At 55.5% G+C, this 12751-nt stretch carries 10 protein-coding genes; 8 read left to right on the plus strand and 2 right to left on the minus strand.

The annotated features are described in order from the left end of the window. Window positions 1-25: 25 nt before the first annotated feature. From tsaA to HPY58_09345, 6 genes are all read left to right on the plus strand, one after another. Window positions 26-466 (plus strand): tRNA (N6-threonylcarbamoyladenosine(37)-N6)-methyltransferase TrmO, encoded by a 441-nt coding sequence (tsaA, locus tag HPY58_09320; GenBank protein NPV29832.1) that lies wholly within the window; start codon window positions 26-28, stop codon window positions 464-466. A gap of 32 nt (window positions 467-498) precedes the next feature. Next, entirely contained in the window at window positions 499-2121 is a 1623-nt protein-coding gene (locus HPY58_09325; GenBank protein NPV29833.1) for an ABC transporter substrate-binding protein, read from the plus strand. Between the two features lie 11 nt (window positions 2122-2132). Continuing rightward, window positions 2133-3104, plus strand: a complete 972-nt coding sequence (locus HPY58_09330) for an ABC transporter permease (protein NPV29834.1) — start codon at window positions 2133-2135, stop codon at window positions 3102-3104. Window positions 3105-3119: 15 nt separating this feature from the next. Next, window positions 3120-3974, plus strand: coding sequence for an ABC transporter permease (locus HPY58_09335; GenBank protein ID NPV29835.1), 855 nt, complete (start codon window positions 3120-3122; stop codon window positions 3972-3974). After that, on the plus strand, window positions 3961-5877 hold the full coding sequence (locus HPY58_09340; GenBank protein NPV29836.1) for an ABC transporter ATP-binding protein: 1917 nt from the start codon (window positions 3961-3963) through the stop codon (window positions 5875-5877). Before HPY58_09335 ends, HPY58_09340 begins: the two co-directional genes overlap by 14 nt. A gap of 275 nt (window positions 5878-6152) precedes the next feature. Continuing rightward, the gene (locus HPY58_09345) at window positions 6153-6584 is read left to right on the plus strand and encodes a ferritin-like domain-containing protein (GenBank protein ID NPV29837.1); all 432 of its coding nucleotides are present in this window, start codon (window positions 6153-6155) and stop codon (window positions 6582-6584) included. Window positions 6585-6629: 45 nt separating this feature from the next. On the opposite strand, the gene HPY58_09350 is transcribed toward HPY58_09345, so the two are convergent. Continuing rightward, window positions 6630-7877: a hypothetical protein gene (locus HPY58_09350; GenBank protein ID NPV29838.1), complete on the minus strand. Its 1248-nt coding sequence runs from the start codon at window positions 7875-7877 to the stop codon at window positions 6630-6632. Further along, a complete protein-coding gene (locus HPY58_09355) occupies window positions 7864-10176 on the minus strand; it encodes a hypothetical protein (GenBank protein NPV29839.1) in 2313 nt (770 codons plus the stop codon). Before HPY58_09355 ends, HPY58_09350 begins: the two co-directional genes overlap by 14 nt. A gap of 189 nt (window positions 10177-10365) precedes the next feature. On the opposite strand from HPY58_09355, the gene HPY58_09360 reads away from it, so the two are divergent. Continuing rightward, window positions 10366-11088, plus strand: coding sequence for an ABC transporter ATP-binding protein (locus HPY58_09360; GenBank protein NPV29840.1), 723 nt, complete (start codon window positions 10366-10368; stop codon window positions 11086-11088). After that, window positions 11085-12749, plus strand: a complete 1665-nt coding sequence (locus HPY58_09365) for a hypothetical protein (GenBank protein ID NPV29841.1) — start codon at window positions 11085-11087, stop codon at window positions 12747-12749. The genes HPY58_09360 and HPY58_09365 overlap by 4 nt, the downstream gene beginning before the upstream one ends. Window positions 12750-12751 lie beyond the last annotated feature (2 nt).

The raw sequence follows: 12751 nt of genomic DNA on the forward strand, positions 1-12751 counted from the left end.
ATGCGCGTTTTGAGGAGGTGATTTTTTGGAACTGGTGCCTGTTGGGGTGATTCACAGCCCTTATCGGGAGAAGTCGGAAGCACCTAACCAGGGGCGTTTTTCCGAGGAAACCGTAGAACTGGAAATCTACCCCCAGTTTGCCGATGCTCTCAAGGACATAGACAAGGCTGAGTACCTGATTGTTCTTTACTGGTGCCACCAGGCGCGGCGGGATGTTCTCCAGACGCGGACACCTTTTGGTCCAGAACTGCGGGGTGTTTTTGCCTGCCGCTCACCAGCTCGCCCCAATCCAATCGCCTTTTGTGTTGCCAAACTACTGGAAGTTAAGGGAAACAGGTTGCTGGTGCGGGGCGTAGACGCTATTGATGGCAGCCCTTTACTGGACCTCAAACCTTACTCTTCTGACCTTGACAGCATCGAAAACGCCCGCATCGGCTGGTTCAAGCGCGGTGTTTTAGCAAGGTAACTCTTCAGGATATTTTTGAGGAGGGAGAGTTTATGTATTGGGGCTTTTGCAGATCTAGATGGAAGGGCTTTGGACGGCTCTTGGCACTGGGAACTGTCTTGAGCCTGCTCGTTTTTGCTGTTGCAGGCTGTGGTGCCGAGAAGGCGTCCCAGGAAGCGGCTCCCAGTAGTGAAAGAATTGCCGTTTACACAGTTGCTGATTCCACAGGAGACTGGGGTTTCCCTTCACCTTATGCCCACTATTCACGGGGGCCGGGTTATGTGCGGATGAGCTTTATTTTCGATACCCTCGTTTGGAAGGATGACAAGGGTTATGTTTCTGCTCTCGCCGAGAGCTGGGAGTACCTCAAGGATGAAAACGCTTACATCTTTAAACTGAGGAAAGATGTGACCTGGCATGATGGAGAAAAGTTCACCGCCAGAGATGTGGTGTTTACCTTCAACTACATCAAGGAGCACCCTTATCAATGGGTTGATTCCAGTGTTGTCGAAAAGGCCGAGGCTGTGGATGATTACACTGTGAAGGTTTACTTGAGCAAACCTTATGCTCCGTTTGTGGATAATGTAGCCTGCACCCTGCCCATTCTTCCTGAGCATGTCTGGAAAGATGTCCAAAATCCGGAGCAGTTCCAGGAAGAGAAAGCACTGATTGGGACCGGGCCTTTTAAGCTCGTTGACTACAATAAAGCCCAGGGCACTTATCTTTACGAGGCCTACGATGACTACTACCTGGGCAAACCAAAGGTCAAGCAGCTGAAGTTCGTTAAAGTAAGTGAGGAAATGGCTGCCAGTGCCTTGAAGCAGAAGCAGGTCAATGCTGCGAGCATCCCCCCTGAGCTTGTGGATGAGATGAAAAAAGAGGGGTTCACAATTTTGGAGGGCGCCCACGACTGGAACGCTAAGCTGATGATCAACCACAAGAAGCCGCCGCTCAATGACAAACGGTTCAGGCAGGCCCTTGCTTACGCCATCGACAGAGAGCAGATCGTTTCTACTTGCCTCCGGGGGCACGGCCTGGCAGGGAGCCCAGGGCTTCTTCCTCCAGACAACCCCTGGTTTAGTCCAGAGACAGAGCAATACCCCTACAATCCTGCAAAAGCGCAAGAGCTCTTGGAGAGTCTGGGCTATGTGAAGAAGGGCAGCTACTATCAGAAAGATGGAAAAGTGCTCGAACTTGAGCTCCTTGTTGCCGGCGGGGCCGGTTCTCCTGGAGAACGGGAAGGAGAGATGATCAAGCAGCAGCTGGAGAAGGTGGGGATCAAAGTCAATTTGCGGAGCCTGGATTCGAAGACCCTGGACAGTCTGGTTAATGAGTGGAAGTTCGACCTCGCCTTGAGCGGCCACGGTGGGCTTGGAGGAGATCCGGACACCTTGAGCAGGTCGATTATCGGTCAGGGCTTCAACAGTGCCAGATACACCAGCAACGAGACTCTGGTGAGCCTGCTCAAGAAGCAGCAGCAGGAAATGAACAAAGAGGAGCGCAAGAAACTCATTGCAGAAATCCAGAAAGTATACGCCGAGGAGGTTCCTGCGCTGACGGTCTACTATCCGACCTGGTATTGGGCCCATGACGGCAAAGTAGAGCTTTTCTACACCTGGCAGGGGATCGCCGTTGGAGTTCCTATTCCCTTGAACAAGCTGGCTTTTGTTAAGTAGGGGATCTGAGTGTGAAAAGAGCGAGGACTGCGGCAAGCTACTTGATCGCCTTTTTCCTGATCATCGTGCTCAACTTTTTGCTACCGCGGTTGATGCCTGGGGACCCCCTGATGGCGATTTATGGGGAAGAGGCTTTGATTGCCATGACCCCGGAGCTGAAGGCAGAGCTCATCCAGCGGTTTTCTCTCAACAAGCCGCTGGATGAGCAGTTCATCTCTTACCTTCTGGCGCTTCTGCGCGGAGATCTGGGTTATTCTTATTACTACAATGCCCCGGTGTTTAAGGTGATCATTGGCTCTCTTCCCTGGACACTTCTTCTGGTGGGGCTTGCAGTGCTGATTTCCAGTGCTCTCGGCATTGTTTTGGGGATCGAGGCCGGCTACCGCCGCGGCCGCACTGTGGACAAGGCTTTACTGGCTGGTTTGATGTTTTTGAGCGGGTTCCCCGACTTTTTTGTGGGCATCTTGCTGCTTCTGCTCTTCGGGGTGGCCTTAGGAGTGGTGCCTCTAGCAGGTGCTGTCACTCCTTATGCCGGAAAAACCGGGGTCAGCCTCATTCTTGACGTCCTCCACCACTTGGTGCTTCCTTTGTTTGCCCTTGTTCTCGTGCGCCTTACAGGAACCTACCTGTTGACCAGGAATACGATGATTACCACCCTCGGGGAAGCCTTTATCCTCACTGCGAAGGCGAAGGGTTGCCAGGAAAGGGTGATCAGGTACAGGCACGCCGGGAAGAACTCGCTATTGCCAGTGGTCACGGCCACGGGCCTTCAGCTCGCCCATTCGGTTACCGGGGCCTTGTTTATCGAGATCATTTTTTCTTATCCTGGGGTGGGTTCGCTGCTTTACAATTCTCTGCTGACCCGTGATTATCCCCTGATGCAGGGGATCCTCCTGGTGACGACGGTGGTGATCCTGGCCACAAATTATCTGGTGGATCTGCTGTACACTAAACTCGACCCTCGGGTTGCCTATGCTCGCTAGGGGGCAGGGGTTGCTGTGCATATCAACTACTGGCAGGAGATCAAAAAGGACAACTTTGGAAAATTGGGGCTGGTGCTGCTCACCCTGATGGTGGTTCTTGCCCTTCTGGCTCCACTGCTTACCAGATACCAGCCTCACACTTATACTGGTTCTGTTTTCGCGCCCCCGTCCTGGCAGCATCCGCTGGGGACCAATGATGTCGGACAGGACATCTGGGCAAGGCTTCTCTACGGGGCACGCACCTCACTAACGGTCGGCTGTGGAGTTGCCCTGTTTTCTGCACTGATCAGCGTCCTGGTTGGATGCACCGCGGCGCTTTTCGGAGGAGTTTACGACCGCCTGGTGATGCGGCTGGTGGACGCCATGATTGTCGTTCCTCCGGTGATCGTAGTCATCCTGGTGGCAGCTTACCTGCGCCCCAACATCTTGCTGATGGTCGTGTTGCTCTCTTCCTTCCTCTGGCCCGGGGGTGCCCGGGTCGTCAGGGCCCAGACCCTGTCTTTGAAAGAAAGGATGCATGTGGCCGCAGCCCGCACTTTTGGGGCTGGCTGGGTTCATCTCCTCTCCCACCACATTATCCCTGATCTGGGTCCTGTAATTTTGGCCACGATGATCCATGATGCCCGGAGGGCAGTTTTCATGGAGGCGGGACTTTCCTTCCTGGGCATCTCTGACCCCACTGTCGTCAGTTGGGGAAAAATGATGCAGCATGCTTTGAGGTTTTCTTACCTTGATGTCTGGAAGTGGTGGCTCTTGCCCCCAGGTTTTGCCCTTTCCTTGACGATCAGTGCCTTGACTTTTCTCGGTTATGCACTTGAGAAGGCCTTAAATCCACGCTTGCGCGAAGGAGTTAGCCATGCTGGAGATTAAAAATCTAAAAGTGTCCTACGATGGGCTGACTGTGCTTAAAGGGATCGACCTGACCTTGAACAAGGGTGAGTCTCTTGCCATTATCGGGGAGACAGGTGCCGGCAAGACCACCCTTGCCCTGAGCATTCTTGGCCTCGTCGAGGGTCGCTGCACCGGAGAGATCCTTTTCCATGGGAAAAACCTTCTCGCCTTACCTGAGGAAGAACTGCGGAGCCTGCGCGGCAGGCAGATCGCCATGGTCTTCCAGAACATCGAGGATGCCTTGCACCCCCTTTACACCATCACCCAGCAGGTAGTGGAAGCGATCCTGGTGCACGGGGAAAAAGACAAGGATTTTGCCAGGGAACGTGCCCGGCAGCTGCTCGCCCAAGTTGGCCTCGATGAAAGGCGGGCTGAGGCCTACCCTCACCAACTGAGTGGGGGAGAAAAGCAAAGAGCCCTCCTTTGCATCGCTCTGGCCAATAACCCTGAGGTCCTGATTCTCGATGAACCGACCGCCGCCCTTGATGCCCTCACCAAGGCCGAGATCATCGCTCTGCTTAGAGAAGTAACGAGGGACAAGGCCACCCTGGTGATCACTCACGACATCGCTGCTGCCGCCAAACTGGCGGAGAGGATCGCTGTTTTGTATGGGGGCAGGATCCTCGAGATGGGTCCTACTGCTGAACTGCTGGAGTTTCCCATGCACCCCTACACCAGAGGGCTTTTGCGCTCTTATCCCAATATGACGACAACCAAGGACCTCCAGGGGATACCTGGAAGGATGTCCCACAGGGTTGATGGCTGTCCTTTCCACCCCAGGTGCACCCAAAGGATAGCTGTCTGCCAGCAGCAGGTTCCGGAACTCCAAAAGAAGAACAGCAGGTTCCTTGCCTGTCACCGCGGCGGGATCACCCCCCTGCTGGAGGTGAGGAACCTCAGCAAGAGTTTCGGCAAGGTTGAGGTGCTGCACGATGTCGACCTCACCCTTTACGAGGGGGAGACTCTCGCCCTCGTCGGGGAGAGCGGCTCCGGAAAGACCACCCTGGCGAAGACGATCATGGGCTTGTTCAAGGCTGAGCAGGGAGAAGTCTTTCTCGAAGGTGAAAAGGTGCTCCAGAGAAAAAAGAGATTTTACGAGCGCGTCCAGATGGTTTTCCAGAACCCTGGGGAGTCAATCAGCCACCGGATGAACGTTCACCAAGCTGTCAAGGAGCCGCTTGATATCCACGGTTGGGGCAGTGAATCGGAAAAGCTGGAAAAAGTGCGAAAAGTTTTAGATGAGGTGGAATTACCTGCAGATGACGAGTTTCTGAAGAAGTACCCCCATCACTTGAGCGGTGGAGAAGCCCAGAGAGTGGCTATTGCCCGTGCCCTGGTGCTGGACCCGAAACTGATTATTGCTGATGAACCGACGTCTGCGCTTGATGCCAGTGTCCAGGCGAAAATATTGAGACTCCTCCTCGACCTCCAGGAGAAGAGGGGGCTGGCTCTGCTTTTGATCACCCATGACCTTGCTCTTGCCAGGAAGGTCAGTGACCGCATGGCAGTAATGCTCCTGGGCTCGATCATGGAAGAGGGTCCGACCAGCGAAGTCGTCGCCAACCCTCTCCATCCTTACACCAAGTGCCTGGTGGAAGCGGCACCCGCGCTTTCAAGAGAAGTTTCTGAACCGCTGAGAGCCACCCGAGGGGTAGAAATCCGTGAAGGAGTTGCCCGGTTATCCTCAGGTGGAGTTCTGAGTCCTCCGCACCGAAGCTCGACTGGTATCTTCGTTAAGGGCAACTCTAAAGCCGCCAGCAGGCAGTCCTGCCCTTTTGTCCAGCGCTGTCCTCATCCCTTGCCCAGGTGTTACCGGGAAAAACCGGAGATAAAAGCCTGCTCGGTCCACCGGGTGGCCTGCTTCCGCGAATTCCAGGTTTAAATCCTGAATTCCGCTTAATCATCATCAACAGGGAGGCATTCACACAGCCTTCGCCTCGGCCGGCCGGGAGCTTTCCCGGAGCGCCAGGCCCAGCATGAGCGCGGGCACCCTTCGGCCTCCCGGCCGCCCGCGGCAGCGACCAGCGGAAGAAAAAAATACCTCAAATTTCTGAAAGCCGGGAGGCAACTCCGCACACCCCCCGAGATCCTGGAATATATTACACTGTAAGAAAACATTTTTGTTAATAAAAGACTTCAAGTGGAGGGGGATGGCCGGTGACGACGCTCGACCAAATCATCAGGCTCTTGAACTTGGATCTCTCCTGGGAGTATGCCGCCATGATCCAGTACATCCAGCACGCCAGCATGTTGACGGGGCCCGAATACACCGCGATCATCCAGGAAGAGCTCCAGCACGCCCAGGCAGAGCACGAACATGCCGTGATGCTCGCCACCAAGATCCAGTACCTGGGTGGAGTGCCCACGGTTTCGGTTGCGGAAATCAAAACATCCCTGGACAACGCAGAAATGCTCAGACAGGACCTGCAGGCGGAGATAGATGCCCTCACCAGATACAGACAGCGCATCGAACAGCTTGAGGCAATGCATTTATACGACGTGGCCCTGATGATCAGGCAAATAGCTCTGGTAGAGCAAGAGCACATCATTAACCTGGAAAAAGCCCTCGGGATTCGCAAGGTCCGTTAAAACAGGTCCTGCACCCTTCTTTCACGACCTCACCCGAGGTCTTTTTTAGGACCAAAAGGAGTTCAAGGGGCGGCGGGCAGCCACCCATGCCACGATTCTGGCTGCGAACCAGGCCGCCAGGACGATCAGCAGGGGGGTGAAAGGAAACATATAGCGGTTCAGAGGAATAAAAGCAAGCTGCAAAACGGTCATCACAACAACAACCGCAGCCGGCCACCGCAGGCGGGGGCAAAACCATGCGGCAATGATCCCGGAGAGCCCCCCAAACAACAAAAGCCTGTGCAGGACGTTTGCAAGCCCCCCAAGATACGGCAACCCTCCCCAGGGCCTCAGCCACAGCCAGGACAGTTTCCCAACCGTAAACCAGGCGATCCAGAGGCGGGGCTCCGTCTTCAGGCCGTGCAAGATGCGCTGCAGGCCCACCTGAAACTGCTTTTCGGGTGGAACGTTTTCAATGATCGAGGGGCCGTGGTGGTCGTAGGGATCGTAAGGATCTGTTCCACGCAAAAAGGGATTCCCGGTTTGGGTGGCGAAGGGAATGAATGCATGGAAATTTACATAATTACGAATTCCCCAGGGGAGCATGACGAGGATGAAGCCGCACAGGGCGGCAAGGAAAAACCTGGCAGGAAACCTCCGGGAATTTAAAAAATAAATAAGATAGGGCATAACGAGGAGAGGGGCCACCGCGGGGCGAATCAGAACCGTCAACCCCAACACCAGCCCTGCCGCTCCGTGCCAGCGCCAGGAGCTTCGTTCCGGAGCCTGCTCCAAAATAAGCTGAACCAGATAAACATAACCGGTAAGAAATAAGGTAAAAAGAGGCTCGGTCAAGATCCTGCGATTCGCCCAGATAAACGGCGGGTAGACGGCGGCGCAGCCGGCCGCGAAGAGCCCCCCGGCCCGGCCTCCCACCCGATGCCCCAGGCGAAACACAAACCAGACAACACCCAGGCTCAAAAGCGCCTGGACGACCCGGACAACAGGCAAGGGACTGGCACCAGGAGACACAAGGCCAGTAACCAGGTAAACCAGCGCCAGAAATAAGGGGTAACCCGGTGTGACGAAGGCGTTCGGTTCGTTGGTAAAGGCCGCCGGGTGCTCATAGTTATAGCCCAACACTCCCTTTTCAAGCAGCTGCACCGTTGTGACATGGTAGCCGATTTCGTCATGCGTAAGCGTGCGGGGCCCGGAAACAATTAAAAAGTGAAGGCGTAAGAAGAGAGCAAGTGCAAAGATCAGGAAAAGCAAAACCCTCTCCCCGGCCTGGGAATTCTTTTTAAAGCCAGACACCATCCTTCACCCTTCCCTTTCCTCCCGTTCTTCCTGTTTCTCTAACCGGCGGCTCTCCCACCTGCCTTTGTTTTTCGGGCGCGAGGAGGAGAAAAAACAAAGGAACCAGCAAAAAGACTAAAATATTGCAGGCCGCTGTAACCCCGGAATCGTTGAACAAGAGGGCCGCCAGCGCTCCCATCCCCAGGCCGGAAAAACCGCTCTTGAGGCAAGGCCTTTCCTGCCCGAGCGCCCGCGCCTCTTTCCTGAAAAGAACCAGCACCACACCAAGGGAAAGGATCTGCAGAATCAGGGTGGTCCCCCAGGGTGAACGGGAGATCAAATGCCAGTTTGCGGCAGCTTTCCGGAGGAGGATCTGCCCGATTAAAGTAAAATCACCCGAAACTAAAAATTCCGCGGCCTTCGCGACATGGGATTTCGCCTGAAAAGGAAAATAAATGTTCAAGGAGATTAAAATCCCGACCCCGAGCAGAGAAAAAACTCCTAAAAAAAGAAGCAATGTTTTCAGGCCCGCCTTTTTCTCCCCGAAGCGCGCGCTCAAAAAGGCGGAGCCAAAAGCCACCAGCGCGGCAAGAGTGCCTCCCGCGTTGGCGCCCAGGTCGGGGGCCGCAAAAAAATAGACAAGTCCGGCATAAAATAACCCCGCCAGGTAAAGGAAGAGCCGGCCCCTTTTGCCACCCCCCCACCGGTCCAGAAATACCGTCCCCAGGAGAAGGGCGGACCCGATCAGCACTCCCATGTACTCGTTCCCAATTCCGTAGAAGCGCCCTCCCGCCAGGGGGTCAAAACCTAAAACGGCAAATCTCATAAGCTGAGACCCCCGGGCAACATCAAGGATGACCGGCAGCGAATTGACCAGCCCTAAAACCAGAAACAGATGCGCCTGGTTTTTGAGCCGGGAAACGGCAAGGGTGACCAGAAAAATTAAACTCAAGCATAAAACAAGCGCCGGTGCCGGTGAAAGGGGGCCGCAAAGGGGAAGCAGGAGAAAAATGAAAGGGAAGATTAAAAGAGCAATCAGCAGGGGCGCCCCCCAGGCAACCCTTTCTTCCGGGGGCTGCCCATTTGCAGCCGGACAGCTTCGTTTCCAAAACACCCAGAGGCAGAAGGATACAAAAGCAAGCAAAACAACCTGGGTATACCGCAAATAAATAGAGAGCAAGGGGGGACGCGTCGCCGAACTCCCGGCAAGAGCTAGAAAGAGCCGGCCCAAATCCGGGCGCGGCCCCGGTGCGCCGGAGATAGGAGTGCCGATCACCGTTCCGGTTGCGTCTACCACATTTAAATGGGACAAAACGGTCGCGGCAAGGTCGTAGTTGGCAACCAGCCCGGGCGTCCGGGTAGTGGGGGAGGTGAGGGTGCTGCCCGGGGGGATTGCCCCCCCTGCAATAACCAGCGGAGCTATTTTTTCGCCATTTGCCACCGCTTCGGCAGGGGGTAAGGGAGCGACAAGCATGACCAGGGTGTTTTTATCCAGATAAGGAAGGAGCTTTTCAATAAAGGCATCAACCCTCTTCAACGCCTGCCGACGGGCGGCCGCGGCCTGCTCCGGGAGCATCTTATTTTCATACTGGGAAAGTCGAACCAGATCCCCGGTTTCCACCACGATGAAGTCGGCCATTTCCCGGAGAGCCTTGAGTTTTTGCAGCAGCCTGGAGTAATCCGTCCGCCAGCCAAAAGGCGCCAGGGGATCGAATATAAGCAAATCGTTGCTGACATCCCCGGCATCCACAAGTCCCCGCGCGTCCATTGCGAGGAGAGCCGCCCAGCGCTCCGCCCGCTCCGTTTTGTTGTCCGATGTTCCAATTACAGCGGTTTTCTTCTTCGCCCGGTGGAGGGATTCTCCGAGCGCCCCCGGGCAAACAGAGTGGTCCAGGCTGTTATTGCTCTCAAGCAGGGCGCCCGGCGCAAGGTGAACAACAGCGCCCGGCGGCGCCCGGAAACCGGTGTTCCGGAAATAAACATCCCCCGCCTTCACGCCGGGCTCGGGTTCCTCCGAGGTATTGAAATTTTCCCCGGCGGTTTGGGGGGCGGCGGCCGGTGTTCCCGCACCCAGAGTTAAATAAGCATCGGGTTCTTTGAGCAACCCCGCCGTTTTCACAATCATCAAACCGGTGCCTCCGCGCCTCATCAATTGCTCGATGTGGGGAAGGTCTAAATCCTGAAAATCCTGATAACTTACCCGGTTTACAAGCACGATGATTACCTGCCGGGGGGGGACTCCCCCGGCCGCGTCCGGCCCGGCGAAAACGCTTAAAAAAAGCGCGAGCAAGGCAGCAAAAAAGAAAGTTCTTTTCAACCTTAACACTCCGCACTTTCCGGATAAAGGCCAACAAAGAAATATTCGGCGCGGGGAGCCTTTTTCCCTGCCGGCCCGGGACCGCACCCCTCACCAGGAATAACTGTATTGCTCCCGTGTCGCGGTCAGGGTATAATATACCTGTTCACAACGGGTGGCAAAAAAGCGGCGAAAGGATAAGACAGCCGGATGATTGAGCTTACACAGGTTTCCAAGACCTACGCCAGGGGACAGGTCAAAGCTGTAGACAACGTCAGCATGACCGTGAAGCCGGGAGAAATCTTTGGCTTCCTGGGGCCAAACGGGGCAGGAAAGACCACAACCATCAAGATGATCGCAGGCCTGCTGCGCCCCGATGCAGGAAAAATAAAAGTAGCCGGGATTGACATCTCAGAGGATCCCCTTGCAGCCAAACAGCAAATCGGTTATGTTCCGGATCAGCCCCGGGTTTACGAAAGGCTGACGGGGATCGAATTTTTAAATTTCCTCGGCGATGTCTACCGGGTGCCGGCGGAAATCCGGCGGGAACGCCTTGCTTATTATCTCAAGATTTTTGAGCTTGAAGAGGCAATCGGAGATTTAATCCAGGGCTATTCCCACGGGATGAAGCAGAAACTCGTCCTCACCGGGGCGCTCCTCCACAACCCGCCGGTCTGGCTCATGGACGAGCCGATGGTCGGGCTCGATCCCCGCTCCGCCTTTATGCTCAAAGACCTGATGGCAGACCACTGCCGCCAGGGGCACACGGTCTTCTTTTCCACCCACATCCTGGAAGTGGCGGAACGGCTCTGCGACCGGATTGCCATCATCAACAAAGGGCGGATCATCGCCTGCGGCACCCTTGAGGAAATTAAAGAGCACCGTGAGAAAGAGACACTGGAAAACATCTTCCTGGAGCTGACGGAGCGATGAGGCCTTTTCTGTCCCTCTTGAATATTAGCTTTCGCAGCTACTACGGCATCTCTGCAATGAAGCAAAAGTACCTGAAAGAGAAGCGGGAGTTATGGCAGCCGATCCTGGCGGTGCTCGGCCTGGGGTTCGGCGGTTACGTCCTCCTCTCTCTGTACTTTTTAGTCTCCCGGGGGCTTTACATTGGAGGCAAAATGCTGGGAGAACCGGCGCTGGGCCTGGAACTCGCTCTTCTCGCCAGCGGTTTTCTCATCTTCTTCTTCGGCATCAGTTCCGTCATCGCCACCCTTTATTTCAGCGACGACGCTCCTCTGCTGGTTTCCCTGCCGCTTAAGCCCTTTCAGGTTTTGGCCGCGAAGTTCGCGCTCGTCATGACCAACCAGTACCTGGTGCTCGCCTTCCTTTTAGCCCCTCCTCTCGTCATTTTCGGCAAAGGGGAGGGACTGAGTTTGCTTTATGTGATTGTGGCGGTGCTTGTCTTTCTCTTCTTTCCGGCAATCCCCCTGGCTCCTGCGGCGGCCCTGGCCGTCGCCCTCATGAGCCGCGCCGCCAGCAAACACCTGAAGGACCTCTTTACGATACTCACCTACCTCTTTTTAATCACCTTCGGAATCGGCCTGCAGTTCTTTATGCAGTCCCTTCCCAAGGGGCGGGAAATGGCTTCCCTCCAGGAACTCTTGAGGACACAAGGAGCGCTCCTGAAAATGGTGGGGCGGAGCTTCCCCCCGGCCGTGTGGGCAACCAAAGCTCTCGCCGCCCCCGGCACCGGCGAAGGGTTCCTGAGCCTGGGGTTTTTCCTTGCGTTGACAGCCGCTCTGCTGGCTGTGATGCTGCTCCTGGGAGAACGGTTTTTCTACCGGGGTTTGCTTGAAGGCGAGGAGATCACCCGCAGGCACCGTGTTAAACAGAGCTTCCACGCCCTGTGGAAGGCGGCGTCTCCTATGAAGGCCCTTGCGCTCCGCGAGCACCGGCTTTTCCTCCGCACACCTGTCTATTTGATGAACGTCCTGCCGGTTGCGGTGATCGTGCCTGTGATCACATTCATCCCTCTGTTTACCCAGAAAGAAACAATACCGGTAGCAAGAATTGCCCTTTTCCTGGCGGAACACCCCTATGTCAAGCTGGTAATTTCGGCAATCACCACCTTTATCGCCGGGACGCTCCCTCTGGCCGCCTCTGCTCTTTCCCGCGAGGGGCGCCTTTTCTACCTTTCGCAGTTGATCCCGGTCAGCCCGAAAGACCAGGTAAGGGCCAAGTTCTGGTACATTCTCGGGGTTAATTTCCTTTGCTCCCTTCCTTTTTTCATTCTAGCTGTGATTGTCACCCGTTTGCAGCTGCTCGACACCCTGCTACTGGGAACTCTTGCTCTGGCGGCAACTGCAGCCGTGACATCCCTGGGAATCCTGATCGACCTCCTGCACCCCTATTTCGACTGGGACAATCCCCAGCGGGCCGTCAAGAGCAACCTGAACGTCCTTTTCGCAATGCTAACCACCATTTTGTTTCTGGGCGTTCTGGCAGCATTAAGTGCAGACCTTGCCTTCAGAGTCCCGTGGTGGCCGGGCTCCCTCATCCTGCTGGCGCTGCTCGGCGCGGCCGCGGCAGGCCTCTACCGCGGGCTGCTGTTCCTGGCAGACAAACGTTACCGGGAGCTCGAACTTTAAAC

This window comes from Bacillota bacterium, from assembly GCA_013177945.1.
GTDB lineage: Bacteria > Bacillota > DSM-12270 > Thermacetogeniales > Thermacetogeniaceae > Ch130.

Excerpts from the sequence above, each read along its gene's own strand:
- HPY58_09325 (NPV29833.1), top strand. The coding sequence starts at position 499 with ATGTATTGGGGCTTTTGCAGATCTAGATGGAAGGGCTTTGGACGGCTC.
- HPY58_09360 (NPV29840.1), top strand. The coding sequence starts at position 10,366 with ATGATTGAGCTTACACAGGTTTCCAAGACCTACGCCAGGGGACAGGTC.
- HPY58_09340 (NPV29836.1), top strand. The coding sequence starts at position 3,961 with ATGCTGGAGATTAAAAATCTAAAAGTGTCCTACGATGGGCTGACTGTG.
- HPY58_09365 (NPV29841.1), top strand. The coding sequence starts at position 11,085 with ATGAGGCCTTTTCTGTCCCTCTTGAATATTAGCTTTCGCAGCTACTAC.